Origin of the sequence: Ruminococcus sp. 1001136sp1_2201st1_G3_2201SCRN_220225, from assembly GCF_040924365.1 — a bacterium.
Lineage (GTDB): Bacteria > Bacillota > Clostridia > Lachnospirales > Lachnospiraceae > Blautia_A > Blautia_A faecis.
Map to the genome: position 1 here is coordinate 1 of NZ_JBCOME010000018.1, position 26,598 is coordinate 26,598.

The window sequence follows — 26,598 nt, forward strand, 5'->3', positions numbered from 1 at the left end:
CATTAGTCGCAGTTAGCGATTAGTTCGCTGGAGCGTTGCGCCGGCGAGTGAGTAATACACATTGTCCAAATGCGTCCGCATTAAAGAACTTTTAATCAACTAAATAACAATTTCGTTATTCTCTATGATAACAAGAACCAGGTCATACTTTCAATGTGTTATTGAAAATAGCCCGGTTCTTATAAATTTATTTTTTATAAATCCATCAGTCTGTCGTAGACGTCCTTCGGGATATACGGCTGCTGGTTGTGGATGGGTTCGCCCAGGCAGGTCTTGGGATAAGCGAAGGTGCCGGGCTCCAGGCGGATTTCAAGGAGTTTCGGCGCTTCGGTGCCATGTAAAAAGTCTGCCGCTTTTTCAACAACCTCATTGGCTTCCATACAGGCACTGCTGATTCCATAAGCTTTGGCTACCTCTGCGAAGTTGCAGGACGAGAAGCCGCTGCCTTCTGAGGTATCAGCATAGACCTGCTCAAAGTAGTCGCGCTGGAGGTGGCGGATCATTCCCAGGGCGTGGTTGTTCATTACCATCATGGTAATAGGAAGATTCTCACGCTTGACCCACTCCAGTTCCTGAATGTTCATCTGGAATGCGCCGTCACCGCAAATGCAGGCTACTGGCTTTCCGGTGGCGTAATAAGCTCCGATTGCTGCTGGAAGAGCATAGCCCATTGCTCCGTGTCCGCCGGAGAAAAGAAGCTTCTGGTCTTTCTGGTTATGGAAGGACTGGTAGCTCCATACCATATGCTGTCCTACGTCAACTGCTACTGCGGAAGTGTCTGCAAGAGCGTCGCTTAAATCTGCGATCATACGATTCGGATAGCGTTCTGGGATGGAATCATCTACTGCGCGCAAAGATTTCTTTATATCGGCGCACACAGCCAGCCATTCACTGAAATCATAAATCGTCGAACCATCAGATTCTGCACTTTCCGCATTTTCTGCCATTGCCCGAATCACCTCGGCAGCATCTGCACAGAATTTCATTTCATCAATTCCATTTTCGTGAATATTTCGCTGCAAATTATAGTTATCAATATCTACTCGGATGATTTTCGCGTTTTTCGCGAACTCATGAACTTTCGTACCAATCTGACGGGTGCAAAGGGAAATGCCAAGACAAATCAGCAAGTCACTTTTCGCATTGGCGATCATATTGGCATAGCGATGTCCGTAAGCGCCTCCGATGCATCCAAAATTCAGCGGGTCGTCCCACGGTAGTGCTGACATTTCCAATACGCTTGTGATTATCGGGATTTTCCACTGACGTGCCAGAGTAAATAACTGGTCGCGAACTGCTTTGTCGCTGACTCCATGTCCTAACATGATTACGGGACGCTGTGCTTTATCCAGTGCTTCACGGATTGCATCTGCTGCAGAAACAGCACAAGCTGATATTTCACAGTCTGCCATTTTTGCAGACTCTAATACTCCACTGTCGTCCGGCTTCATTGCCATGTCCACGCCTGCTGCTCCGCAGCTGTTTGCAGTTGCTTCCATGCTACTCTCGCAAGCTGCACCAAATCCCATCTCATCCAGACTTATGTCATAAACCGGATTTTTTACATCCCCCCGCTGTATATTCATAGGAAGATCAATCAATACCGGCCCCTTCCGGCCAGAATTCGCAATATGATAAGCTTTATTCAGTTCTTTTACAATATCCTCGTCCTCCCGGATCTGTACTGCATACTTGGTCACAGGCTTCGCCATGGCAACAATATCAATCTCCTGAAAGCCCTGCTGCCGAAGTCCCGGGATGCCGGAATACTCATAAGTATTCAGCTGACCAGTAAGAAAAACAACCGGAAGAGAATCAAAATAAGCATCTGCGATTCCTGAAATCAGATTCGCAGCACCCGGGCCGCTGGTCGCATAAGCACATGCACACCGTTCCCCCGCCTGGGCATATCCACATGCTGCAAAAGCCGCTCCCTGCTCATGATAGCTGGAATGGCTTCTGGTATGAGGATTTTTCTCTATAGAATCAACCAGATGGGCGATCATGGTTCCCTGGTATCCAAAGAAATCATGAATCCCTTTTCTCTGTAAAAACTCAACAATATAATCCGTTACTTTCATTTCCAGAATTTCTCCACCTTTTTTTTCAGATTTGTCCTTCCTGCTACCCCCAACATATCCAGATAAATATGCTGAAGCTCCTCATCCGGAATAAACACCTCGTCATTCTTAAGGCTCTTCACCATAGCCTTTGTATATGGGACAAAAACTTTTTCCAAAGCCGGATAATCTTTATTCTTATAAAGATTTATAATATACTCTTTGTTATCCAGATAATATTTCTCCAATTCAATCTTGGATGCACAGAATTTCACATAATTCCAGCTCCAGTTCAGATATTCCTTTTTCTGGTTGGCATGTCCCTGCTTTCGTCGGGCATGGCTTCGCTTCCGGATCAGGCTCTTCTGACTTCCCACTTCCTGAAAATAATCCTCGAATCGGATCCTGGCACTGACCATTTCCGACAGCTTCACTGTATAATTATCCAGAACCTTCTCCTGGTAGTCTTCCCCATAATACTTCTGAAGATACGTATAAGTATCTCCCGGCACCGGAAACTTCCTGCCATCAATCACCACAGTTTCTGTCTCATCAAAAATTTCCCTTGGAAAATACACTGCCTTTTTCTTCAGGCGAACTACATATTCCTGGGTATCCTCCACATTCATCCTTTTACAGAGCATGCGGTAAAGGCTTTTTCCCAGACGGGCACGTCCTGTGACCAGGCGAAGCCTCATGACAAAACGGCAGATTGCCTTTTTCCTGCCTTTTCGGTCTCCATAATAATCAGCCAGCTCATTCCATCCCACTTCCTGGGCTCTTGTCCACAAATGAGCGAGTCTGGAACGCTGTTTTCCACGCAGGGGCAGAATATCCACTCCCATACCCGGATATTTGTAGTTCCTGCCTTCATTCAGACGGAAGCACAACGTATCCAGATCTGTATAGCGAAGGAAAAATCCATAAAAACGCTTATTGTTATTCATGGATTCCACAATTCTGCTATCCGGAGTCTCCTTCTCCACAGCCAGACGAAAGCGCTCCATATCCGCAGTACGCATATAGACCACGCCTGCATGAGGGCTGGTGATCTCCTGCCCGGTAACACAGCACAAAGTAAGCTGTGGTCCCAGATAATAAGGAATTCCTTCTCTTTTACATATTTTATCTATTTCGGCCAGAAGCTTTACAACTTCTTTTATTTCTCTGTTCAAGCTACGTCTGCTCCCATCTGTCTGTTCATAGTGATCACACTGTTACCAGCGCCTGTTTGAAAAAGGCTTTCTGCGAGATGTGTGTCACAAGCATTCTTTCACAAGCTGCTGTATCTCTTCTATACTTCCATACTTTCCAAGCCACTGATTCAAAAACTCAGAAGCATCTCCGGCTTTTGCATATACAGCTGCTCTCTTGCTTCCTTCATACAGATCTGTGAGAAATATTCTGGAAAGCTCCGTTCGCACAAAACCGCTTCCATTCTGCCGCAGTGCCTCCAGATAGTTCTGGAACGCAGCCTCCGTCTGTCCCTGTTTTCTTCTCACATCTCCAATTACCTTGTACACCTGGGCTCGTTTTTCCTTGCGGATCTGTCCGTCCTTGGCACGTTCTGCCAGCCATTCCAGATCATCCGCCTCACTGGTGTAAACCAGATCTGTGCGAACCCTTGCCAGCTCACCTGGATAGCCCAGGCGCTCCCATGCTTTTGTCAGTGCACGCTTATAGATCTGGATGTCATTGTTCTCACCCGGGCTCTCTGCACGCTCTGCATCAATGCGCTTTAGAATTTCCCCGATCAGTTCTTCCACCTCAGAACGCTTTTTCGCAACACTTGCGCGGGCCAGATAATAATATTCCCGCACAGAAGGATTCTCCGGCAGAAGTCTGTACCACAAAGCCATAAGCTTCATCGCCCCATCCTTCTGTCCAACATCCAGAAGCTGCTGACAAGTCTTCACCGTCTCCCTGCCATAAGGATTCAAAAACTTATCCAACTCCAGTTGGGTAATTCCATTATTTGTTTTCTCACGGGCATCTGCAAAAACTTCCAGAGCATCCGCACATTTGCCCTTCATCCAGAGCAGTTCTCCCTGGTACTTCAGGAAATACCCGTCCTCCGGGAAAAGCCGCAGTGCCTCATCAATATAAAGCTCCGCTTCCACCATATCAATTCCATTGCAAGCGCGTTCCATAAGAAAACGGCTCTTAAATTTCACAAATCCCGGCACTTCCGGATACCGCTCCATCAGCGGCACCATCGTATCCTCTGCTTCCTGATAACGCTTAAATTCATAATCGCAGACTGCTCTTCGAAACAGTTCAATATCAGATTTCAACTGGGCCAGTTCAGAAGGGAATGTACCGGTCTGCTCTTTCACCACCAGCATTCTCCATGCTTTCCCGATCCGTTCTGTATAAACCAGCGTCAGCATTGCTGCATAAAAAGTCACATCGCTGACTTCCAGCAAAACAGGATGATAAAAAGCATAGATTCCGCCAAAATCCTCCCTGCCGATAAACGCAGAGCTCAGCTGGACCTGGTAATATTTTGTAAAGATTTCATTTAATTGGGAAAAGTCACGCTTTTCTACCAATTCCTTCAGGCTGTGTCTGCTTTCTGAAATGCGCGCCTCCAGATCCATCACCGTACTTTTTGCCAGCAGAAGATTGCGCTTATACTGAAGGCGGTGGTTCCGCTTCGCGCCTGCAAGAGAATAGATCTTGCGCCAGATGGAATCTCTGCGAAGCCTGCCCTTGCGGATTCCCGGCAGATAATCATCCCGAAGCTCTTTATAGGTAATTCCCTCTACCGTAACCGCATCGTGGGATTCTCTTTCCCCATGGGGTGGAATATAGGACCATTCATCTCCGTAATGCCAGATCAGATAGTCACTCATTCTGTGCGGCACCATTACCTTTGTATTTTCAAAGCTCATATATTTCACAGGAAACATCATGTCCTTATCAAAAAGGAACGGACAGCCGCCCCAGCGCATTGCATAGCGCGGACAATCCTCTTCCTTATAGGAATACATGATCTTCTCCAGTTTCTTCAATGTGCGGTCTTTCCCCAGAAATGTATAGGAAAAAAGCCAGCGCAGATAGGCAGTCACCGGAATTTCCCAGCGGGCACCATATACAACTACCATATTTACCAGCTCAGAGTAGATCATCATATGAGTTCTGTATTTCTCATATTCCTTATCATCTGCGGGAATGGGATCCAGGGTAAGCACATCGATGATCTCACCGGCACTGTCCCTGCCGATAATCTGATGCTTGTGAAGGGCGCAGCTGTCCGTAGCAACATACCTTGGAAAAGTATTGGTATAGCTGCGGTCTACGTCCACACACTGAAGGGCGCGGTGCTCCGGAAGCACGGATCCGGAAATTTCCACCAGTTTATTCCAGTCATCTCTGGGCATATAGATGTCCACATCATCATCCCAGGGAATAAATCCCTCGTTTCGCACAACACCGATGGCTGTTCCTCCCGCCATCACATATCTCAGATTATTCTTTTTACAGATCTCATCCAGCTCACGGAAAAGCTGCAGCAGATGTTCCTGTTTCTCTGTCATTGGTTATCCTCTCTGGTTTATGATTTCCAGAATGTCTGCCAGAGTCTCTGATTCCTCATTAAAAAGTCTGGTACATTCCGTTCTCTCATCACTGATCATAATAAGCAGCTCCTGCAAAAGGTAACGGAGGCCATTGCCTTCGAAGTTAAAGCAGTACCGCTTCAGTCCCTTGCTGTCGTCTATCTTTGCCTCAAAATATCCTGTATTCCACCAGTCTCCCGGGATGGTCACACGGCCTTTCGTACCGATCACAACAAACTCATCCTCCACATCTACTGTGGTGCCAATCTCGATTGTGGCAAGAGCATCCTGATATTTCATGGTGATCATGTCGTAAATGCAGTTTCCAGATCTGTCCTTCACCACATTGGAATTCACTTCCTGGTAATTTCTGCCCAGTATCTTGATAATAGCACACAAAGGCAGAACTGCAGTTTCGGAAAAACTTCTTCCTCCTTCGAAATGGTCCTGGGAAATAGAGCATTTCACACACACAATATCGCCCACCAAGGCGCTGTGTGTCTGCCAGACAAGCTGGTTAAAGGCCCGCAGATACACCAGATTTATTTTCTCCACAAGAAGTACATGACGGGCTGCTGCAAGTGCAAACAGGTCCTTCAGCTTCTCCTTATTATTCGTCATAGGAGCGTCACTTATCACATATTTTCCAAGCTCCAGGGATCTGCGGATGTATTTCTCCCTCTTAGGCTGCTCGGTCTTGATATAAACTATGTCTACCTGGGACAAAAAGCAGTCAAATCCCTGCTGCCATTCCCCATTATCTGCCTCCACACTGTAGTAGGAATCCAATTCATATTTGTCACAAAACGACTCCGCTGCCTCTGCATTCTCAGAAAAAACGCACTCTACATGAAGACCGCTGACATATTTTGTCTCCCACACGATCCCATTGTCCTGATCATTATCTGTAACTACACCCACGGTGTAAGTGGTTCCCTCACCGCGCAGCTTGGTGCTGGAAATATTCTTGGTACGCTCCAGGTACACCACATCACAGTAATTCTTAAGGTAGTCAAATTTGCCGCGCCAGTCAGAACCAAGTACCAGAAGGTCTACCTTATACTTGATGATATCGCTGAGCTTCTGCCCCTGGTACTCCTCGATGATGATCTCATCTGCAAAACCGGTACGGCGTACATTCTCAATCCTTTTCAGAAGGCTGTCCCGCACGTTCAGCTTACCACGCTCAATATCGTAGCTCTCGCTGGTCACGCCCACGATCAGATAATCGCCCAATGCTTTCGCTCTTTTTAAAATATTATAATGTCCCTCGTGGAACAGGTCAAAAGTTCCGTAAGTGATTACTTTTTTCATCGTATTTCCCCTTAACCCCCCTGCTGTCAGCTTCACTCTGCAGTAAAATACTCCCTTTCATTCCCCCGGTTACTGTTCATAGCTTGAGCAGCAACAAATCAGAACCAGCTGCCGTCCGGGACTAATAAATACATTTAGTATAACACAGTTTGCATAGTAAGTCATTATGAAAGAATATCTGCTTTACAAAAAATATTCCCGGGTTTAACAAAAATATAACTCTTTTTTTACTGTGAAACTACTGAACTGCTGTCTCTTTCTTAATAAAAAAGTGTCTTCGACACTTCAACTCCCCTGCCCCTCAATCTTGAGGGGATAGGGGTTTCTTTTTTTCAACTTTTCATTCATAATAGGCTTATGAATATCTTACAAAGAATCTTTACTGACTACTATGAAGAAATTAAATATACACTTCATCCGAGATCTACTGAGATGGAAAATATCGATAAGATGATCAACTGTGGTGATCCATCTTTTGGCGGTGCCATGTACGGTTGTCCCCATTGCGGCAAGCTTAAATTTGTCCCATTCCGATGCCACAGCCGTTTCTGCCCTACCTGCGGAAACAAGTATTCCATGGAACGCACTACTTCCATGTCTTTTAAACTTGTTAATGTCCAGCACCGCCACTGTGTTTTTACTATTGATGAAAATCTTCGTGACTTTTTTCTTGAAGACCGTACTCTGCTCGACTGCCTCTTTCACTCTGTTACCAGTGTCGTCTCTCGTATGTTCTTCAAAATGAACAAGTCTAAAAATTATACACCTGGTTTTATTATGGTACTACATACTTTTGGCAGGGATTTAAAATGGAATCCCCACATCCACTGTCTTATATCGGAAGGTGGTTACAGTGATGATGGATTCTGGCGTCCGGTCCACCACTTCAATTATACTTATCTGCGTAATGCTTTCCGCACAGCACTGCTTGATGAAATGGGACGCAGACTCGGATCTTCTTTCAAAAAAATAAAATCCCAGTGCTACACGAATCATAAAGAAGGCTTTTACGTTTATGCAAAACCAAACAAGTGTGACCCTGAAACGGTCATAAAATACATTGGACGTTATCTTGGACGGCCAGTTATTGCCACATCCAGAATTGACAGCTATGATGAGGACTCGGAAACAGTCACATTTCATTACAACCGTCATGAAGATGACAAATATATTCAGGAAACAATCCCTGCATTAGATTTCATCAGGCGTTTGATCCGGCACATACCGGAGAAACACTTTAAAATGATCCGGTATGGCGGTCTTTATGCACGTCACCGCGAAATAGATAAAAATCTGCACCTAGCAATTTCAAAAGCGAAACGGCATACTCTGCGCGACTTTAACAAATGGCGCACAGCTATCCTTTCTTCTTTTGGATATGATCCATTAAAGTGTCCAGACTGTAAACATGAAATGCTCTTTCTGGAACTTTACTTTAACCACAAGCGCGTCTCCCTCGAAGAAATGTACGAGAAAATAATGTCCAAAGCTCGTAGAAGATGGTCTTCTGCATAATTTTTATGGATTCTGTGATATAATCCTCTCAAAGGAGGAAAACACCATGAAACCAGATATCGAGGAACTGCGCAAAAAATACATCGAAAATCCACCAGAAGGAATGACTTCCAGGGACATTCGCCACATGAGCGAAGAAGAACTTCTGGATATGGATTATTTTCTAAATGATGACGAACTTGATGACGATTTTGGAGAGGAAGGTTTTTATATCTTCTAATCCAAGAATCGTCTTGTCGTCGTGCCCGCCTCCGTGCGGGCATTTTTCAATTCAAGAGAGCGCCACAGGCGGTCTTTCCTATAAAGTAAGAAAAGAAAGACAATCCGTCAGGACTGCCCTTCTTCATGATCTTCTTTCTCTTCTGCATCAAAGGAGGTATCCCATGTGGCAGCCAGCTCTTCGATAGCCATTCTTCGCTGAGCCAGTACTGCAAACCGGTCTTCCTCTTCACTATCATATTCGTCTTCCAGACCTTCATCCTCAACCTTCTTCTCACGTTTGAAAAGAATGAAGGTGATCAGTCCCATAACATTGGTATAGACCCAGTCCACCGGAAGACTTCCAAGTATCAGTACAAACAGAACTGACACTCCAAACAACGCCCATACATTCATCAGCTGCGGAATATTCAGGATCATAAGTCCGTTCATCAGAATCATGATGGGATAATGGAAAAAGTAAATTCCCATTGTGTTTCTTCCCAGGAAAATAAATGGATGGCGTTTATCTGGCATCAGCACCAGCAATGCAAAAATAACCGTAAAGGAAATCAGATACATCATTCCTCTGACTACCATTCCCTGCACATTGTCCATTCCACTTGCAAGATAGGAATGATTGCCTCGGAAAAGGTCTACCGGAATATTATTTCCGATCATATAATTGGTCGCCACAAACAGAAGAATGATCACGAAAAGTGCAACCACGATCTTGCCTTTAAATTTGCGGATCACCTTGGTGTATTCACTCTTCCATAAATATCCTGCCACAAAAAACGGGAAAAATACCACAATTCTTGAAGCTGATAAAAATGTACTGAATTCCATTCTGGTTCCTGCCCACAGCGCAAAAATAATGCTGAGAGGTACAATAAACCTTATTTTTCCAAATGCTTCTATGGTCAGACGGTATGCAAACAACGCAAGCACATACCACATAACGGTTCCGGAAGGACGGAGCAGTTCATAATCCATTTTATTTCCCAGCCAGATCTGCGCTGCCCAGGTAAGTGTATAACCCAGAATATATGGAATCAATAAATTCTTAACATTCTTCATCACATCCTGAGGCTTCTTGGACAGATAACCGGAAATAAATATGAACGCCGGCATATGAAATATGGTAATTCCATACCACACAAAACGCACAACCTGATCTGCTTTAACCAGCTGGAATGCAATGATATGATTAAAAACCACCAGAAAAATCAAAAATATTTTTATATTATCCACAAGGTAGGAATATGGAATTTCCTGTTCCTTCGTATTCTTGCTCATTTTAGCCACCTTTATACTTTGACATAATTATTTTCAGACATGTCAGTTTTATGAATAAAGGATAACATATTTTTGTGGTTTTTGGAATAACTTTTTAATATTTTAACGTGTTTTGAAATATTTTCCTGTGGTTTTGTGTTACTGATGAACCGCAATAATGTATTATTTCATTTCTCCAAAAACCTGCTGGTGCAGTTTGCGCCCTGTAGGTGTTGCCGCCAGGCCACCCTCTGCTGTTTCTTTAAGGGCAGTGGGCATCACATCTCCTACCTTTTTCATAGTCCAGATCACCTCGTCAGCCGGAATTGCACTTCGGATTCCGGCCAGAGCCAGTTCTGCTGCCACAAATGCCCCAGCTACGCCTGATGCATTTCTCTTAATGCATGGAATTTCAACCAGCCCTGCAACAGGGTCACATACAAGACCCAGAATATTTTTTAGGGCAGTGGCTACTGCCGACTGGATCATATCAGGTGTGCCGCCGGCAAGTTCCACAATTGCCGCCGCTGCCATGGCAGATGCAGAACCGCACTCAGCCTGACAACCTCCCTGCGCTCCTGCAAGTGACGCATTATTGGCAATTACCATTCCCACTGCAGATGCTGTGAAAAGGGACATGACGCATTCCTCTTCTGTAAGCTGGTACTGCTCCTGCATGGTGAGTACAGCTGCCGGTACAATGCCGCAGCTTCCTGCTGTAGGCGCTGCTACGATTCTTCCCATGGAAGCGTTCAGTTCTGATACTGCAAGGGCACGATAGAGGGCGCCTCCAAGAAGGGGACCTGTAAGATTTTTCCCTTGCTCTACAGCAGTGCGCATGCGATAGGCATCTCCACCAGTGAGGCCGCTTGTGCTTTTCAGATCCGGGGCGCTGCCAGGCTGGATACAGGATGCCATAACCCGATAGTTTTCCCTCATTTTTTTATATATTTCCTGCTTCGGCAGTTCCATCTGCTCCGCCTGCTGCTCCAGAACCAAAGCGGACAGACGACAGTTGTTCTCCTTCGCTGCTTTCAGCAGGGATTCTATTGAGTGGTAGTTTAGATCCACAGTGAATTCTCCTTTACCGTATTTTTAGTGGGGTGAGAAGTTTTTCAAAAAGGGACGCATTTGGACAATGTGTATTACTCACTCGCCGGCGCAACGCTCCGATGAACTAATCGCTAACTGCGACTAATGCGTTCGGGAGAGCCCTCACGCATAAGTCTACGTAAGCGCTGGATTTCATCTGCGCTAAGAACGCGCCTGAAATGGCTCGCTGGAGTAATACACATTGCCCAAATGCTGTATGTCGGCTGGAACTTCGCCCCACTAACTAGCAATTTATACACGTTCTAGAGCGTGTTTGAAAAAGGCTTTCTGCAAGATGTGCGTTACAATTTGTGGGAGATTTCGCTCGGATGAGGGCGCAGTAGCGGGCTACGGCAACCGAATTCGGGTGAAATATACCGCAAAGTGGGGCGTGCAGATTGCGGGAATGATTTTTTAAACACGCTCTAACATCGTACTGGAATATATATTCTCCAGCCGGTTAATCTTCTCATTGAGTTCCGGAACAAAGTGGCTGTCGCTCTCGATAGTCATTACCGCCAGACCACCCTTGGTCTCGCGCGCCAAGTGAAAATTGCAGATATTCACCCCATACTCTGCCATCAGCTCTGTAACCGCAGCAATCGTCCCTGGTGCATCCTTGTGAAGCACGATCAAAGCAGGATTCTGCCCAGTAAGAGCAACCTCCATTCCATTCACTCGGGTGATCAGGATATTCCCCCCGCCAATACTGCTGCCCCGAAGAGACACCTTTTCCCCGTCTGCTGCAGTCAAAGTGATCTCCGCAGTATTCGGGTGCGTATTCTCCAGTTCACCAGTCTCAATCTGAATTTCCAGTCCCTCCTTTTTCGCCACATCAAGTGAAAAGCGGATACGCTCATCATCTGTCTGCATTCCCAGTATTCCCGCTACAAGAGCCTTATCCGTGCCGTGTCCCTTATAAGTTTTCGCAAAGGAACCATGCAAAAATATGTGCGCTTTCACCGGAGTTTTTCCAAGAAGAGCCCTTGTCATCAGACCGATCCGGGCTGCTCCCGCAGTATGTGAGCTGGACGGTCCGATCATAACCGGCCCCAGAATGTCAAATACATTCATACTTATTTTCCTCTTCCTTTTATTCATCCGCTGCCTTTTTTCGTTTCCGGCAGCCTGCAGATGTTTTCACGTTACCGCTCACATCTGCACTGTTATTGTTCCATCTTAACATTAAAACATACCTTTTACAACATGGATAAAGGGTAACTGTTTACTTCTTGTTTACTGTTCACTCCATTCACAGTAACGCGCTTCGCAATGCACAATACTCCCGATAAATAATCTTATGTTTCCTTTCTACCTGGACTGTGGTAAAATAGTTCTATGTAAATCGCCTGGAACCATTCCGGCAAGACTATTTTCAGATTTCTTTATGAAAGGCACACAATTCATGAAACGAGTGATTACTTACGGTACCTTTGATTTACTTCACTATGGGCACATTAATCTGCTGCGCAGGGCGAAAGCTTATGGTGACTACCTGATCGTAGCTTTATCTACAGATGAATTTAACTGGAACGAGAAGCATAAAAAATGCTATTTCTCTTATGAAAAAAGAAAATCCCTGCTGGAAGCCATCCGCTACGTAGATCTGGTAATTCCGGAGGAGAACTGGGAGCAGAAGGTAAGTGATATTAAAGAATACCACGTAGATACCTTTGTTATGGGTGACGATTGGGAAGGGAAGTTTGACTTTCTGAAGCCTTACTGCGACGTGGTGTACCTTCCGAGGACACCGGAGATTTCTACTACGCAGATTAAGGCGGATCTGCAGAAGTAGGAAGCATTGGTAATTATATAGTCAGAGATTTAGTATGATTCATGCAGGTTATGAAATCTCTGACTTTTTTATTTCATGACAACAATGTGCACGCTTCCCAAAAACGATTTGCAGGATGTGCGGGGTGCAGATTGCAGGAATGATTTTTCAAACGCGCTCTAACACAGCATCTGCAAATATTTATCCCGGACTACTTAGCAAGACGGATCATATTCCAGCTGTGTTTTCCAAGCACAGTACTTAATTTACCGCCGTCAATCCGGCTTGCAGCGGATTCCACAGGCACAACCTTTTCGGGATCCGCTTCTGTATTTACAGCTTTCATATCGTCATTAGTAAGTACAATGTGTTCTTTCACCTGATAGCCTTCAAACTGGCGCAAATCGCAGCTTACCTCCAGATCTTCCTCAAGACTTTTATTCACTGCAAAAATTGTAAGAGTATCTTTCTCCTCATTCCATACGCACACAGAATCCAGATACGAAACATCACAGTAATTCCTGCTGTCATATACCGGAGCCAGTACCTGTGTATTCAACACAGTTCCTCTTCCGAAAATGCTTGTGTACATATATGGATAAAAGATAGTCTGGCGCCATGCACCTGTATCGGAGGTCATGATCGGCGCGATTACATTTACCAGCTGTGCCAGGCATGCCATTTTCACACGGTCTGCATGGCGAAGTAAAGTGATCAGCATGCTCCCAACCAGAAGGGCATCTTCGAAATTATAAATATCCTCAAGCTGATGTGGAGCCTGTCCCCATTTTTTCAGTTTCTCGTCGGCTGCATTGCTGTGATACCACACATTCCACTCATCAAAGGAAAGGTTAATGCGCTTTTTGCCATGCTTTTTCGCACGGACAGCGTCGCAGATGCTGACTACGCCGGAAATAAAGTCATCCATCCCTTTGGAATTTGCAAGAAAATCAGGGGTGTCATCAGCAGCATTGCCGTAATACTGGTGAAGGGACATATAATCCACCAGATCATAGCACTCGTCCAGAACCGTGTACTCCCAATCTCCAAATGTCGGCATCATCAGATTAGAGCTTCCACAGGCAACAGTCTCGATTTCCGGATCCAGCATTTTCATAATACGGGAAGTCTCTGCTGCTGTTCTTCCATATTCATACGCTGTCTTATGTCCCATCTGCCATGGACCATCCATTTCATTTCCCAAACACCAGGTTTTAATGTTGTGCGGCTCTGCATGACCGTTGGTCTTGCGCATGTCGCTGTAATAGGTACCGCCCTTAAAATTACAGTATTCCAGAAGATTTCTGGCTTCCTCCGGTCCTCTTGTTCCAAGATTCACTGCCATCATGATATCTGTGTCTGCTTTCTTCGCCCAGTCCACGAACTCGTCCAGGCCAAAGTGATTGTTCTCGATCACACCCCAGGCAAGTTCCGGTCTGGCAGGTCTTAGATTCTTCGGTCCAACACTGTCTTCCCATTTAAAGCCGGAAACAAAGTTGCCTCCCGGATAACGGACAATCGGAACCTGAAGCTCCCTTACCAGTTCCAGAGTATCTTTACGAAAGCCCTGCTCGTCAGACAGCGGGCTGCCCTCCTGATAGATTCCTTCATAAACAGCACGTCCCAGCTGTTCAATAAAAGAACCGAAAATCCGCTTATCCACCTTGCCGGTGAGGAAATATTTATCGATGATGATCTGTGCTTTTTTCATGGTGTCCTCCTTATATGGTGCCAATTGTATGGCATTTTTCTGCTCTTTATGTATCTATTATTTTAATGGCATACGATTTTTTTACCAGTTTTTTTATTCCGATATAGTTGACTTTTTTTCCGATAATGATTACAGTAAAAAAAATGGTGAAAGGAGTCCAGAGCATGAATTTTCACGAATCTGCAGACAGAGATTTTTCCATTCAGTTCTGCGAATACAACTATTCAAACCCTGATTATGATCAGATCTACCGTCCCAACGGAAGCGGAGACTATCTGTTTTTGCTTTTTAAGACACCCATGAAGGTTTATCTGGATAAAAAACTCAGTATTTCCAAGGAAAATGCCTGTATTCTCTATGCCCCCGGATATGAGCAGTATTATAAGGCTGTTCACAGGTTCCGGAACAGCTACCTTCATTTTTCCTGTAAGGCAGATCTGAAAAAACAGTATAGAATCCCACTTAACACTGTTTTTTATCCGGGAAACTGTGAAGAGATCAATGCCTGCATCCGGCTCCTTCACAAAGAACATATAGCAAATGATTTATTTTCCGATGAATACGAGTATACTCTCTTTCAGCAGCTTATGATTACGATTGCAAGGGGACTTAAAAGCCATCAGATACATGGAAGTGGAACAGAAGGAGACAATCTTTATTCTGCATTTCGAAAGCTTCGGCTGGAAATGCTCACGAACTACGCTAAGCCATGGGACACCACAAAGCTTTGTAAAACGGTCAGCCTGGAAAAAAGCCAGTTCTATTCCTGCTATCAGAAATTTTTCCAGAGTACCCCTCATGCAGATTTGCTTCAGATCCGTATGGATAAGGCAAAGAACCTGCTGACAAATGAAGCACTGACTGTCCAGCAGATTGCGCAGATGTGCGGATTTTCAGATTTTTCCCATTTCAGCAGATATTTCAGGAAACAGGCAGGATGCTCTCCCCTACAATGGCGCAGGAAAATGGGAGAGCCCCATTGATACTTTAACGATATTTCCAGATTCCGTGAAGTGCATAGGACAAAAAGAAACAGGCACTTCTCAGCGGTCCATAGCCAACGTAACGGTACACCTGATAGGTCATGATGGCAGATTTGGCTTTGTTTCTTGACTTTCCGCCCTGGGACAGACGATATTTCAGATAGGGCCTATTAATTCCTGTGGCATGTCCGTATTTTCGCACCACCTTCAGCCAGGTGATATAATCCTCATGGCTATCATCATGCTCCATGGGAAATTCCAGTGCCACCTCATGGAGAATCAGGACGGAAGAACAGTTAATGCTGTTGTGTTTCAGAAGCTCATGATAGTCCAGCCTGGATTTAACCGGGATATACTTGCCTGTGAAGGTTCCGTCCGGATTCATGAGATCACGTCCTGTAGAGCAGATTACATCGCCGGTCATTTCAAGAGCGGCAAGCTGTGCCGCCAGTTTTCCCTCTTCCCACCAGTCATCCGCATCCAGAAATGCCACATATCTGCCTTTCGCAACAGACACACCACGGTTACGGGAACCGGCAGCACCGAGATTTCGCTCATTTTTTATATAAACAAAATCCGGTCTGTTTTCCCATGGAATGAGAACTTCCCGGGTTCCATCAACAGAGCCGTCATCAATGATAATCAGCTCCAGTGGTACATCCTGCGCATAAACAGACTGCACTGCCCGGGCGATGTATTTCTCACCATTATATACGGGCATGATCACAGATATTTGCGGGGTTCGCCCTGCTTCCCCTTTCGTATTTGTATTATGAAATCCACTATCCTGTATAGTTCCCACCCTTTTCTGTCTTTCCACGTTATGCACTCCTTATTATTTCTGCTTCTGAAGCGTTTTCATTGTTTCTATTATAGCCCAGAACCTTTTCTTCGTCCAGAAAGGAAAAAAGATTGTAAATATGGAAAATACTGTTGTTACAGGCATTACAGCAATCAGGCAATTCCATATTCTATCAGCAGTTTATTTCGATATTCTTTATCCGTGGTGACTTTTAATAATTCGCTGATGCGATTGGATAGAATAAGCTTCTCGATTAAGGTCGCCATTTCATCCTGACCTTCCTGTCTTCCTTCTTGTCTTCCTTCTTGCCAACCTTCTTGCCGACCTTCTTGCCGACCTTCTTGCCGACCTTCTTGTCTACTATCCCTCAACATTTCTTTAATCGCTTTACACATGTCAAATCCGCCTCCTTCGGTTTGTATTTTCTGTTTAATCAGTTGCAAGTTTCGGATTCCAGCCATTACAGCAAGAAAATCATAGGCATCTTCTGGTAAATTTGAAAAAACCTTCTGGTTTTCTTCTATATATAATTTTAATTTCGTTCGATCATTGGTTCTTTTTAAGAAACCGCAAACCTGACGCAGGTCTGTTTGAAACCATTCCTCATTTTTGAAATGGCGCATTTCAAAAATTACCAATGATTTTTCCACAAACAACCGCTTTAATTCTTCGGGAAATATTTCTGTACGAAATAAATCATCCATTTTTCTCGCTGCTTTCCAGCGTTTCCTCCCAAAATATATTACAATATGAATGACTGGGTAAAATTTATCCCTTTTCCTGGCTCCAGAAAGATATTCTTCTCCGTTCTTCAAGTCTCCAGCTTCTTTATGTATCTTCTGGAGTCTCTTCCATTGATTATAGTAATCAGTTCCTTTTTCATGCAGGACTCGCACTGGCATTACATAATGCTCAATTGTCTGCCCCTGAATCATAAGCAGAAACTTCCCTTTACCAACAGTCACCATTACAGACAAATCCGGTGTATTCTCTATTGCTGATACTTTATCGTTCTTTTTGGTGACATCATGCAGCACCGGATTCTGCTCCTGCAGATCACATTCTCTGACAATTTGCTTTCCATGAAATATAACTCCGTTAATCAGGTCTGCAACTCGCCTGAAATCTCGAAAGTATTCGATTGATGTGGCGTTTTCTTCCTTCATGCACACTCCCTTCTGAGTGAAATAACAGTGTGCAGAACGCAGCATATACTTTTTTAATACACTTTATATTATAATAATACATAATTTAATTGTGTTTTTCAAGTATTAGTATATTTTTTATTTATTTTTACGCATCTGTTATTTCCTGTCCTTTATATACTGTAAAACAACTATGAAATTATCTGATCGAATGACCGGACACAGATTTTCCTGTGAGATTTTCTGTAGTGAAAGTGAATATAGTATACGACTTGAAAATATATTGTCAATCATAAAACATATGATTTTGTTTTTATTTTGTTTTTATAAAACATATGATTTTGTTTTTAAATCAGGAGTGGTACAAGCCACTCCTGCTACGCTTTAAAGAAGGTCTTTATCAATAATCTGGTAGTTCGCCCGGTGTATGTACAATGCCTTCCCATCGACCATAAGCTTGGTCATTTTCGGCAGATCGTCCGGAATTTCCCAATAGACATTATCCCCGGAAAATGCGGCGATAGGCTGTCCAAGCTGGGATTTGATGACCACAACCCTGGATTTGCCGAAATCATTTTTGTACCGGTTCAAAACCCTCGCCAGAGCTGCATTATCCGTGATTCCGTTCCCACCGCTACTGTTGACCTCGTCTAATGAAAAATCCACCTCCGGTTCCAGCCCATTCTGCACAAATACACAGGTATCTCCGCAGCTTTCGATTTCTTTTCCATCAATGGTAATGGTGATTACTGAAGACAGATCATAGCCGGTTACTGCTCTTCCATCGCTGTCATAGCTGACGGTTTCGATTTTATTTCCGGTAATGCTGATTTTCTTTCCAGAGGTTTTCAAGGTCTGATTCCCATAATTATCATAGGTATATACGGTATAATTGTTTCCGATCAATGAGCCATGAATTTCATTAATAATGGACCCCAGTTTACTGCAGCCAGTGAGCGCAACTACCAGAATTGCGGTCAAAAGGGCTACGAATATTCTCTTCTTTTTCTTTTGCATTTTTCTTCTCTCCATGTATTTTATGTTTGATATGCTTCTGCTATAACTTGAATCAAAAGATACTTACAGATTTATAGTAGCATGACAAATCACAGAACACAAGATGAATCACTGTCCCACGTTTTAAATTATTTTAATTCAAGTTATCTGTTTGTCCCTTAACCAGTAACCACTTCGCGATGCACAGAAATCATGTATTCACATGATTTAGCGCCATTCTTACGCCAAACCAAACTCCACCAGTAACTTATTTCGATACTCCCGATCGGTGCTTGCTTTTAACAGCTCGCTGATACGGTCTGCCAAAATAAGTTTCTCGCTCAAGGTCGCCATTTCGTCTTGACCTTCCAATCGTCCTTCCTGTCTTCCTTCCTGTTCTCCTTCCTGTCTGCTAACTCGCAGCATTTCTTTAATAGCTTTACACATGTCAAATCCACCTCCTTTGGTTTGTACTTCCTGTTTGAGCAGCCTCAAATTCCTGATTCCGGCCATTACAGTCAGAAGGTCATAAGCATCTTCTGGTAAATTTGAAAAAACCTCCTGATTTTCTTCTATATATGCTCTTAATTTCATTCTGTCATTGGTTCTTTTTAAAAAGCCACAGACCTGGCGCAAATCTGTTTGAAACCATTCTTCATTCGGAAAATGGCACATCTCAAAAATCAAAAGTGGTTTTTCTGTAAACAGCTTCTTCAATTCCTCTGGAAATATTTCTGTAAGAAATAAGTCATCCATTTTTCTCGCTGCTTTCCAACGTTTCTTTCCAAAATATACCACAATATGAATCACCGGATAAAATCTGTCCCGCTTCTTAGCTCCGGAAAGATACTCTTCTCCCTTCATCAGATCTCTGGCTTCATTATGCATCTTCTGTAATTTTTTCCACTGATTATAATAGTCAGTTCCTCTCTCATGTGATGCCCGTACCGGCATTACATAATGCTCAATTGTCTGCCCCTGGAGCATAAGCAGGAACCTTGCTTTATTCACTGTCACCATCACGGATAAATCCAGTGTATTCTCTACTGCTGATACTTTGTTATCCTTTTTGAAAATATTGTGCAGTACTGGATTCTGTTCCTGCAGGTCACATTCTCTGACAACCGATTTCCCATGAAATATAACTCCATTGATCAGATCCGCAACCCGCCTGAAGTCTCGAAAGTATTCAATTGATGTGGCGTTTTCCTCCTTCATGCACACTCCCTTTCTGAATATGATAGCAGTATGCAGGATATGAAAATTATACTTTTCAGATGCTATTCTATATTATTATAATACACATTTTTATTGTGTTTTTCAAGTATCAGTATATTTTTCATTTACCATTTTACACAGCTATCAGTTTCTAACACAATGCAATAAAAATGAATCAACTGGTCGAATGACCGGACACAGATTCTTCTGTGAGATTTTCTGTAGTGAAAGTGAGTTTAGTATACGACTTGTTGGAGGGTATTGTCAATCATAAAATGTTTGGAAGTTTGTTCTTTTCTTTCTATATATGATATACTGCAAGTGTATTTAATATACGAAAGGAATTATTCAAAATGGCTGATAAGTCAGAGATGATTGGAAAAGTAGTCGTCATCCTACTCCGATTATCTGAAAGGACATACAGCTAAAAGATTCACTTCGTAAAAAAACTATAATCGCGAAAAACAGAGAACTAACAAAATTAAACTGAAAAAGCAACGCATGCAGATAAAAACTGAGCGGTTGAAGATGTTATTGAAAAAAGATCAGAGATAGGTTGGTATGGGAGGTGCGTGGCTCGCTCAGATGAGACACACACCTTCATTTTTAACAACTGTGTGCAACTTTACATAATTAAAATCACTTATAACTTTTAGAATTCATTATGATTATCAGTGCCAGGTTCTAATTAACTATGCTTTGAATTAACATAACTTTGTTCCAATCAATCCGCTATTGATAATCATCACTCTTGCTTAGATCAATTTTTATCCAAGCTCCATCATTAGAAGGAGTTTTTATATTCGAAGGATTGGGTGGATTTTGAAATGTACCACCTCCTGCAAAAACATAATAAGTATTCCCCTCTTTATAAAGATCCCCATCCTGTAGATTATCTAATATATTTTTTTGTCCAATTCCCCATTTGTCAATTAGATCAGCGGAAGTGTATGTCGTTTTATTAGGAGAAACAAACCAAGAGTCTCGTGTATATGGAGTGCAATAGTCATAATTATTAGTATACCCATTATTAGTTTTTGCAACATACAATGCTCCTTTGAATTTGTACACCTTACCAAAAGTAATCCTAAATGGTGATTGCCCTGTTGGGCATTCTTCTGGATATTGAATAGCACCCCAATTTAAATCTTTTATAGAATTTGTATCATTATAATCACTATTAGTACTGTTTCCTGGATTTGACGGATTTGTTCCTGGATTTTCGCTTGGATTATTACTGCCATTATCCACATCAGTCCCACCCTTCCATTCAAACTTAACAGCTTCATCTACTGCGCCTGTCGGTGGAATGTATTTAATCACACACTCTCCATTTGCTCCGGGAGTACCAACCCAATGTACATTATCAGTAGAGCTGACTCCTCCAATTGTAATTGGCAGTGCAGTCTGCCAGCCATCCTGTTTCTGTTTTAAAGGTTTTACTGTAATGGAATATACGTTAGCTTCTTTTTTATATATCATCTGATTCGCATCTTTTGTATAAATCGCCGTTGTATCCCCCGTAATCGCCGCCATCATCACTTCCGCATATGCAGATCTTACATCGGAGAGGTCTACGGCTTCGCGGCTTTTTTCAAGCTGACTTGTGAAAATGGGGATTCCGATTGCTACCAACACAGCAATTATCGCCACTACGATTAAAAGTTCTGCCAACGTAAATCCCTTGACAGATTTTATTTTTCTCTTCATAAACATCCCTTTTTTCTTATGTATTTGCTGCTAAAAAGCATACTTTTGCTTTTTAAGGATAGCACATAGACCTACCGAAGTCTATCTGCATTTTGGCTAAAATAATACCTCATTTTCGTAAATGTTGCGCAACTGCAAATAGATTTCGCCGCGTCTCCTCTCTGCGCAGAAGTCCTTCCTCTTTTGGGTTATATTCAAAATTTTCAACATCTACACAGACTATGTTTACCTAAACAATCATAATTATTCTGGAATTAAACAGAGTGGCAGCTATCAAAGGCTGCCACCCAATTTTACCCTTATGCAATTCCCAACTCCGCCATCAGTTTTTTTCGATACTTTTTATTATTACTTGCCTGCAATAAATCATTAATACGCCCAGCAGAGACTAACTTTTGAATTAATTCGTTCATTCGTTCTTCTGTCTTACGTTCACCTTCACGTCTGCCCTCACGAATACCTTCCTGTTTGCTGTCTCTCATCATATCATCAAACGCCTTGCACATATCAAATTCACCTCCCACCGTTTCAACATCTCTCTTTATAAGTTTCATGGTCCTAATTCCCGACATTACAGTAAGTAGGTCAAATGTGTCTTCTTCTAGTTTGGAGAAAACCTCTTCATTTGCCTTTACATACTCCCGTAAAGCCGTTTTGTCATTCGTTCTTTGCAAAAATCCACAAACCTGTTGTAAATCGGTCTGGAACCAGTGTATATTTTTGAAATAATACACTTCAAAAAGCAGCATTGGTGTCTCGAAAAATAATTTCTGCAGTTCTTCTGGAAAATCATTTGCTCCGGTCAGATCATCCATTTTGAAGGCTGCACGCCAGTGCTCTTGTCCAAAATAGATTACAATTTGAAGCACAGGGTAAAAATGATCGGTCTTTTTCATTCCCGAAAGCCGCTCGGCATTATCTTTTAAATCATTACAGTTCTTATGATCCTTTTGCAGTTTTTTCCACTGATTATAATAGTCAATTCCTTTCTCGTGCAAAAGTCTGACCGGCATTGCATAATGCTCCAGTGTTTGTATCTGAATCATAAACTGAAATTTCAGACTCTTCCACGTCACTGCAACAGACAGATCTGGTGTATTTTCTATAGCGACAACTTTATTCTTTTCCCGATAGACATTATGCAGCACTGGATTTTTCTCCAACAGATTATCTTCTGTAATAACCTACCTGCCATGAAAAACAATTCCATTCAGAAGATCCACTATCCGCCGTGGATCCTTAAAGTACTCAATTGATGTGGCGTTCTTTTCCCGCATGCACACTCCTTTCTTTGTATGAAAAAGTTATGTAAAGTCATGTGTACAATACAAGAACGAACATTTTGTACTATCATTAGTATATACATATATTTTGTATTTTTCAAGTATTAGTATACAAAAATATAACTTTACAACAACTATTTCATACCCACGCAAAATATTCATAACGAAATGGAATTACCTGACCGAATGGTCAGATTTAGATTTTTCTTTTGTAAAAGTAAATTAAGTATACGACTTAATGAAGGGCAATGTCAATCAGAAAAATTGAGGATTATGTATATGATTTTCGTAAGAATTGTGCAGAAAAGCAGGCCAGAAATGCCTTCTGGCCTGCCCGGTAAAAAGGATTATTTAAATTGAAATCACCCAAATTTCCTCATATTACTAAGGTCTGTCAGGTTGATCATCTGTGTTTCGCCGACTTCACCTGTTGGGCTCATCGGGCATACGGCGTAATTTCGTGTTTCGCTTCCTATCGTAAGTTTAGCCACATAATGCCAGCGAGACCATTCCTCAGTGCCTCTCTGATAATCGCCATAACAATTGTGAATATCATCAAAACCACCGATTAACTTTGCAAAATCACAAAGGGCTGCCGGTGATGTGCAGGAATCCCAACGATAAGATACAAAAAATGGAGTATTAGGCTCTGCTGCCAGAGATACCAGATAATTTCCATGTACCGTTACATATTTGAAGCGACCTGGCTCTGTGAGATAATCACTTACAGCGTCCATTTTTTCAAATGGAGTCATACCGGAAGTTGTAACTTTATTGATAATGTCAGTCATCCATGCTTTCTCAGCCTGGTCATAATCCATAACATTTAAAGCCACTGTTTTTGCAACCGTATAACCAGACATGGAGTATTCTCGGAATTCGATATTGTAAGTTCCTGCTTTTTCAAAATATACATATCCGATATAACCGCCTTTTACTTTTTTCAGGGAAGTTGTCTCGGAATCGCCGTTTTCATAAGGAATATCATCATATATGTGCGTTGTTCCACCCGAATATACATTTATCAAAGGGCTTTCTCCATCACAGATCAATCTAAAAGAATTCAGATCCGGATTGTCTGTTTTTATAAAAAGAGGTTTGATACACTGTGTGTAAATATCTGCTTTCTGCTTGTCCAAACCATAAATTTCATAGGTATATTTAGCAGGTGTTGTGCCTTTCGTATCATATATTGGCAAATCCACTTTACGGATTTCACTCCACGGTCCAACGACTTTTACATTATTGCGGATGGTGTAAGAACGTACTTTTGTATAGTAACTGCGGCCTGAGTCTAAATAATAGAAACTCACACTTCCTATCCCGTCATCTTCACCGATTGTTCGCATATCCTGAACACTGTATGCAAACTTATCATTGTAAGAAAGATAACCTTCGTAACCAACATAGGGATCTGACTGGGAAAAAGTTCCCGGACAGTTCAAATCCACCCATCCGTCACCATAATCTATTGACTTGATGGCTGGAACAGGAAGGGTGCTGTCAACGGTTTCAGATGTCACTACATAAGAAGTCTCGGTATGCGGATTGTATAGCTTCTGGGTAACTGAAACCGTGGAAGTAATTTTTTGTCCATAAATATCCGTGATGGTAATCACGCATTTCCCAGGCTCAAGCGTCGCAAATAAGTGGCTGTTTCCGCCTTCAGCTTCATCTGTGGAATATACAACAGCCGGATCAGAAATATTAATGTCTTTGATTCCATTTGACGTTTCAATCTCATAATATCTTCCGCTTTCCAGGGTTATATTTGCTTTTCCCTCTTCGAGCGTTAATTTCGGAACCGGCTTAGGGGTAGGCGTTGTATTTGAAGTATTTTCTTTTAACTTTCCGCTTGTTTTGCAATGTTCTGTTGAAGACCATTTGGAATAATATTTCTTTCCTTTAATGGCCATGTAGGTACGGGCCTGCATATAATATGTAGTTCCGGCTTTCAGTCCATTGAGGGAAACGGTGTTGTTTTTGTTTCCTTTGACTGTTATGGTTTTCGCATTTTTTAATTTGGAATTTGTGGCATAGCGCAGCTGGTAACCGCTGGTCTGAGCGGTTTGCCTTTTTATTATCACACTGACAGTCTTTTTTCCAACATAACCACCCATTACCTGGGTCTTTGGAGGCAAAATGGTAAACTGCTTTTTCACTTTGCCGGCATAAGCACCTTTTCCAATAATCTGAACCGTATAGGTGCCTACCTTTTTGCAGCCCTTGGAATATTTCAGAACATAGTTTTTCTTCTCTTTCAGGACTTTGCCCTTATAGGTGACGCTTACCTTCGGGCGCTGGACTTTTTGATTGTAGGTGAGTTTGGTGGCTGATAATTTGATTTTGGTGTTTTTCACATTTACCTTTGCTGCAGCAAATACCTGGCTTGTACTGCACAGCAGAAGCAGGGAAATGATGAGGCAAAGACGAACCAGCCGATGAAGGTGGTGATTCTTTTTCATAGATTTTTTGCTCCTTCCTGAGATAGATTGATAGATTTATTAGCCCATTGCAGAACTTCATTTGTTTTGATTTTAGCACTTGATGGGGGAATTAACAAGTAGAATGGGGTGCAAAGAAAACATTAAGAATATCCAATGCAATTTATAGTTAAAAGCCCAAAATTGCGTTGGATATTCCTTTTCGTATTGGCTTATAAGCCATCATATTTTGACATTTTCATTCCTGCTAATTCCAAAACATGTTCTCTGCTAATTTTCAGCAGTTCTGCAATCTTTTCAATGCCCATTCCATCCTGAAGTAGTGAATTGACAATTTCTTTTGTTTTCAATTCCTTTCCTTCCTGTATTCCCTCTTGTATTCCTTTTTGTATTCCTTTTTGTATTCCGCTTTGCTCACCAGCCTCAAACTCAGCTTTTCTCAGTTTACGTTCTTCCTCTTCTTTGTCATATTCAAATATACTCACTGCGATAACCTCCGCTCTATTTTTCCGAAGAAATTCTTCCAGAATTTCCTCCTGAATACATTCATCTACAGCTTTTTTTACAGCTGTTTCCAGTTGCATATATTTTGCATATTTACGAACCCGCGCTACATATATTGCATATTCCCTTAGTATCTGGCACTGTTCCATCAATTCCCTATTACTGCCTTCATTGATATTCAAAGTTACTACTTTAAGTTCAAGTTTCGGTTCACTGGATATATTCTCATATGCTTCTGACAAACGGTTCTCCCATTTGTCTTCTTTCCGCTCTGTACCATTATAAAATACAATAAAGTTCGGTGCCGGTATTTTCTGCAATGCTGATGAATATAAAGACTTCTTATTCACCAGCTTCTGGTATTCAGCGGATATGTAAAAAAGATCCCGTAAGGGCATATTCGGTGTATATGTTGACTGATGCTCATACAGGAAAAGATTGGTGTCAATAATAAATGACAGATCATTTTTCATTCCCATATAAATTGCATTCTCAAGTGTAACAATCTCCAGTTCTTCCGGATTCATATAAGATGTTCCATTAATCGCATTATAAAGCGACAGCAGATTCTTTCGATCTGAAAATAGCATCCGGAATATCGTATCCTTGTAGTTTCTGTTTACCATAAGCTGGTCCTCCTTTTCCTTGCAGGAGTCAGAAAAGACAAGCTAGGCATACATACCTTTCATTCAGAACTCCTGCTCTTCTTCGTTAATGGGGTAAAAAGCATGGATTTCTGATGTGTGATTAGATAAATCAGATGGCAGATATGCCTTGAACTATATGAGAAATATGCTTTTTATCATAATAACATCATAGTTCTTAATTTACAAGTACTGTTCACGAACTTGCTGAATTAATCCGTCACCAACCTTACGCCATTCATAAACAAAATCTCACACCCCTTATCACCCCACAGTTTTGCAGTAGCATACGTTCGCTTATCTCCTGAAATCCTTTTATTCCCTGGCTTTCAGGCTTTTTTTATTTCTGTTTTTAGTCATATTTTAC

General features: G+C 42.4%; 22 protein-coding genes and 1 pseudogene. 6 read left to right on the top strand and 17 right to left on the bottom strand.

Features of this window, described 5'->3' with window-relative positions; all coding sequences use genetic code 11:
* Positions 1–194: 194 nt before the first annotated feature.
* The 4 genes from AB5642_RS07760 to AB5642_RS07775 form a co-directional block, all read right to left on the bottom strand.
* A complete protein-coding gene (locus AB5642_RS07760) occupies positions 195–2,081 on the bottom strand; it encodes a thiamine pyrophosphate-binding protein (RefSeq protein WP_148463610.1) in 1,887 nt (628 codons plus the stop codon).
* Positions 2,078–3,235, bottom strand: a complete 1,158-nt coding sequence (locus AB5642_RS07765) for a LicD family protein (RefSeq protein WP_148463609.1) — start codon at positions 3,233–3,235, stop codon at positions 2,078–2,080. The genes AB5642_RS07760 and AB5642_RS07765 overlap by 4 nt, the downstream gene beginning before the upstream one ends.
* A gap of 84 nt (positions 3,236–3,319) precedes the next feature.
* Entirely contained in the window at positions 3,320–5,599 is a 2,280-nt protein-coding gene (locus AB5642_RS07770) for a LicD family protein (RefSeq protein ID WP_148463608.1), read from the bottom strand.
* 3 nt (positions 5,600–5,602) lie between these two features.
* Entirely contained in the window at positions 5,603–6,934 is a 1,332-nt protein-coding gene (locus AB5642_RS07775) for an adenylyltransferase/cytidyltransferase family protein (RefSeq protein ID WP_148463607.1), read from the bottom strand.
* Positions 6,935–7,366: 432 nt separating this feature from the next.
* Between AB5642_RS07775 and AB5642_RS07780 the strand changes: the two genes are divergently transcribed.
* Both AB5642_RS07780 and AB5642_RS07785 read left to right on the top strand, forming a co-directional pair.
* Positions 7,367–8,449, top strand: a complete 1,083-nt coding sequence (locus AB5642_RS07780; protein ID WP_237926140.1) for a transposase — start codon at positions 7,367–7,369, stop codon at positions 8,447–8,449.
* A 46-nt stretch (positions 8,450–8,495) separates the two neighbouring features.
* Positions 8,496–8,669 carry a hypothetical protein gene (locus AB5642_RS07785; protein WP_003864616.1) on the top strand — a complete coding sequence of 58 codons (174 nt, stop codon included), beginning with the start codon at positions 8,496–8,498 and terminating at the stop codon, positions 8,667–8,669.
* A 107-nt stretch (positions 8,670–8,776) separates the two neighbouring features.
* Here the strand turns inward: AB5642_RS07785 and AB5642_RS07790 are convergent, their stop codons facing one another.
* The 3 genes and pseudogenes from AB5642_RS07790 to AB5642_RS07800 all read right to left on the bottom strand — a co-directional run.
* On the bottom strand, positions 8,777–9,946 hold the full coding sequence (locus AB5642_RS07790; protein WP_148463606.1) for an acyltransferase family protein: 1,170 nt from the start codon (positions 9,944–9,946) through the stop codon (positions 8,777–8,779).
* Between the two features lie 162 nt (positions 9,947–10,108).
* The gene (gene sdaAA / locus AB5642_RS07795) at positions 10,109–10,996 is read right to left on the bottom strand and encodes an L-serine ammonia-lyase, iron-sulfur-dependent, subunit alpha (RefSeq protein WP_173719294.1); all 888 of its coding nucleotides are present in this window, start codon (positions 10,994–10,996) and stop codon (positions 10,109–10,111) included.
* A 265-nt stretch (positions 10,997–11,261) separates the two neighbouring features.
* A pseudogene (locus tag AB5642_RS07800) lies at positions 11,262–11,375 on the bottom strand (DUF6783 domain-containing protein); the annotation flags it as partial.
* Here AB5642_RS07800 and AB5642_RS07805 point away from each other — a divergent pair.
* Entirely contained in the window at positions 11,325–11,435 is a 111-nt protein-coding gene (locus AB5642_RS07805) for a DUF6783 domain-containing protein (RefSeq protein ID WP_308768497.1), read from the top strand. The pseudogene AB5642_RS07800 and the gene AB5642_RS07805 overlap by 51 nt on opposite strands.
* Here AB5642_RS07805 and sdaAB read toward each other — a convergent pair.
* Positions 11,432–12,091, bottom strand: coding sequence for an L-serine ammonia-lyase, iron-sulfur-dependent subunit beta (gene sdaAB, locus AB5642_RS07810; protein WP_118584162.1), 660 nt, complete (start codon positions 12,089–12,091; stop codon positions 11,432–11,434). The two genes, AB5642_RS07805 and sdaAB, sit on opposite strands and share 4 nt — an antisense overlap.
* 331 nt (positions 12,092–12,422) lie before the next feature.
* Here sdaAB and tagD point away from each other — a divergent pair, with 331 nt between their 5' ends.
* Together tagD and AB5642_RS07820 are read left to right on the top strand one after the other, a co-directional pair.
* A complete protein-coding gene (tagD, locus tag AB5642_RS07815) occupies positions 12,423–12,812 on the top strand; it encodes a glycerol-3-phosphate cytidylyltransferase (RefSeq protein WP_118584161.1) in 390 nt (129 codons plus the stop codon).
* A gap of 115 nt (positions 12,813–12,927) precedes the next feature.
* Positions 12,928–13,056 (top strand): DUF6783 domain-containing protein, encoded by a 129-nt coding sequence (locus AB5642_RS07820; RefSeq protein WP_368371524.1) that lies wholly within the window; start codon positions 12,928–12,930, stop codon positions 13,054–13,056.
* On the opposite strand, the gene AB5642_RS07825 is transcribed toward AB5642_RS07820, so the two are convergent.
* Positions 13,003–14,502, bottom strand: coding sequence for an alpha-N-arabinofuranosidase (locus AB5642_RS07825; RefSeq protein ID WP_173772514.1), 1,500 nt, complete (start codon positions 14,500–14,502; stop codon positions 13,003–13,005). The genes AB5642_RS07820 and AB5642_RS07825 overlap by 54 nt on opposite strands.
* A gap of 164 nt (positions 14,503–14,666) precedes the next feature.
* Between AB5642_RS07825 and AB5642_RS07830 the strand changes: the two genes are divergently transcribed.
* Positions 14,667–15,485, top strand: a complete 819-nt coding sequence (locus tag AB5642_RS07830; protein ID WP_368371525.1) for a helix-turn-helix transcriptional regulator — start codon at positions 14,667–14,669, stop codon at positions 15,483–15,485.
* Positions 15,486–15,489: 4 nt separating this feature from the next.
* Here AB5642_RS07830 and AB5642_RS07835 read toward each other — a convergent pair whose 3' ends face one another.
* The 8 genes from AB5642_RS07835 to AB5642_RS07870 form a co-directional block, all read right to left on the bottom strand.
* Positions 15,490–16,305, bottom strand: coding sequence for a glycosyltransferase family 2 protein (locus AB5642_RS07835; RefSeq protein ID WP_308768496.1), 816 nt, complete (start codon positions 16,303–16,305; stop codon positions 15,490–15,492).
* A gap of 134 nt (positions 16,306–16,439) precedes the next feature.
* Positions 16,440–17,453 carry an Rpn family recombination-promoting nuclease/putative transposase gene (locus AB5642_RS07840; RefSeq protein ID WP_173719297.1) on the bottom strand — a complete coding sequence of 338 codons (1,014 nt, stop codon included), beginning with the start codon at positions 17,451–17,453 and terminating at the stop codon, positions 16,440–16,442.
* Between the two features lie 363 nt (positions 17,454–17,816).
* Positions 17,817–18,449, bottom strand: coding sequence for a DUF5052 family protein (locus AB5642_RS07845; RefSeq protein ID WP_173719298.1), 633 nt, complete (start codon positions 18,447–18,449; stop codon positions 17,817–17,819).
* A gap of 219 nt (positions 18,450–18,668) precedes the next feature.
* Entirely contained in the window at positions 18,669–19,646 is a 978-nt protein-coding gene (locus tag AB5642_RS07850) for an Rpn family recombination-promoting nuclease/putative transposase (RefSeq protein WP_173719299.1), read from the bottom strand.
* Positions 19,647–20,378: 732 nt separating this feature from the next.
* Complete coding sequence (locus AB5642_RS07855; RefSeq protein WP_237926001.1) at positions 20,379–21,356, bottom strand: prepilin-type N-terminal cleavage/methylation domain-containing protein; 978 nt, start codon at positions 21,354–21,356, stop codon at positions 20,379–20,381.
* A gap of 299 nt (positions 21,357–21,655) precedes the next feature.
* Entirely contained in the window at positions 21,656–22,369 is a 714-nt protein-coding gene (locus tag AB5642_RS07860; RefSeq protein ID WP_195391695.1) for a hypothetical protein, read from the bottom strand.
* A gap of 632 nt (positions 22,370–23,001) precedes the next feature.
* On the bottom strand, positions 23,002–25,104 hold the full coding sequence (locus tag AB5642_RS07865; RefSeq protein WP_195391696.1) for a hypothetical protein: 2,103 nt from the start codon (positions 25,102–25,104) through the stop codon (positions 23,002–23,004).
* A gap of 191 nt (positions 25,105–25,295) precedes the next feature.
* Positions 25,296–26,213, bottom strand: a complete 918-nt coding sequence (locus AB5642_RS07870) for a hypothetical protein (RefSeq protein ID WP_237926000.1) — start codon at positions 26,211–26,213, stop codon at positions 25,296–25,298.
* Positions 26,214–26,598: the final 385 nt, after the last annotated feature.

What these genes read in the sequence shown, in the direction of transcription:
- AB5642_RS07760 (WP_148463610.1), bottom strand. Translation starts at nt 2,081, where the DNA reads ATGAAAGTAACGGATTATATTGTTGAGTTTTTACAGAGAAAAGGGATT.
- AB5642_RS07770 (WP_148463608.1), bottom strand. Translation starts at nt 5,599, where the DNA reads ATGACAGAGAAACAGGAACATCTGCTGCAGCTTTTCCGTGAGCTGGAT.
- AB5642_RS07775 (WP_148463607.1), bottom strand. Translation starts at nt 6,934, where the DNA reads ATGAAAAAAGTAATCACTTACGGAACTTTTGACCTGTTCCACGAGGGA.
- AB5642_RS07780 (WP_237926140.1), top strand. Translation starts at nt 7,367, where the DNA reads ATGGAAAATATCGATAAGATGATCAACTGTGGTGATCCATCTTTTGGC.
- AB5642_RS07785 (WP_003864616.1), top strand. Translation starts at nt 8,496, where the DNA reads ATGAAACCAGATATCGAGGAACTGCGCAAAAAATACATCGAAAATCCA.
- AB5642_RS07790 (WP_148463606.1), bottom strand. Translation starts at nt 9,946, where the DNA reads ATGAGCAAGAATACGAAGGAACAGGAAATTCCATATTCCTACCTTGTG.
- sdaAB (WP_118584162.1), bottom strand. Translation starts at nt 12,091, where the DNA reads ATGAATGTATTTGACATTCTGGGGCCGGTTATGATCGGACCGTCCAGC.
- tagD (WP_118584161.1), top strand. Translation starts at nt 12,423, where the DNA reads ATGAAACGAGTGATTACTTACGGTACCTTTGATTTACTTCACTATGGG.
- AB5642_RS07820 (WP_368371524.1), top strand. Translation starts at nt 12,928, where the DNA reads ATGTGCGGGGTGCAGATTGCAGGAATGATTTTTCAAACGCGCTCTAAC.
- AB5642_RS07825 (WP_173772514.1), bottom strand. Translation starts at nt 14,502, where the DNA reads ATGAAAAAAGCACAGATCATCATCGATAAATATTTCCTCACCGGCAAG.
- AB5642_RS07830 (WP_368371525.1), top strand. Translation starts at nt 14,667, where the DNA reads ATGAATTTTCACGAATCTGCAGACAGAGATTTTTCCATTCAGTTCTGC.
- AB5642_RS07840 (WP_173719297.1), bottom strand. Translation starts at nt 17,453, where the DNA reads ATGAAGGAAGAAAACGCCACATCAATCGAATACTTTCGAGATTTCAGG.
- AB5642_RS07845 (WP_173719298.1), bottom strand. Translation starts at nt 18,449, where the DNA reads ATGCAAAAGAAAAAGAAGAGAATATTCGTAGCCCTTTTGACCGCAATT.
- AB5642_RS07850 (WP_173719299.1), bottom strand. Translation starts at nt 19,646, where the DNA reads ATGAAGGAGGAAAACGCCACATCAATTGAATACTTTCGAGACTTCAGG.
- AB5642_RS07855 (WP_237926001.1), bottom strand. Translation starts at nt 21,356, where the DNA reads ATGAAGAGAAAAATAAAATCTGTCAAGGGATTTACGTTGGCAGAACTT.
- AB5642_RS07860 (WP_195391695.1), bottom strand. Translation starts at nt 22,369, where the DNA reads ATGCCGGTCAGACTTTTGCACGAGAAAGGAATTGACTATTATAATCAG.
- AB5642_RS07865 (WP_195391696.1), bottom strand. Translation starts at nt 25,104, where the DNA reads ATGAAAAAGAATCACCACCTTCATCGGCTGGTTCGTCTTTGCCTCATC.
- AB5642_RS07870 (WP_237926000.1), bottom strand. Translation starts at nt 26,213, where the DNA reads ATGGTAAACAGAAACTACAAGGATACGATATTCCGGATGCTATTTTCA.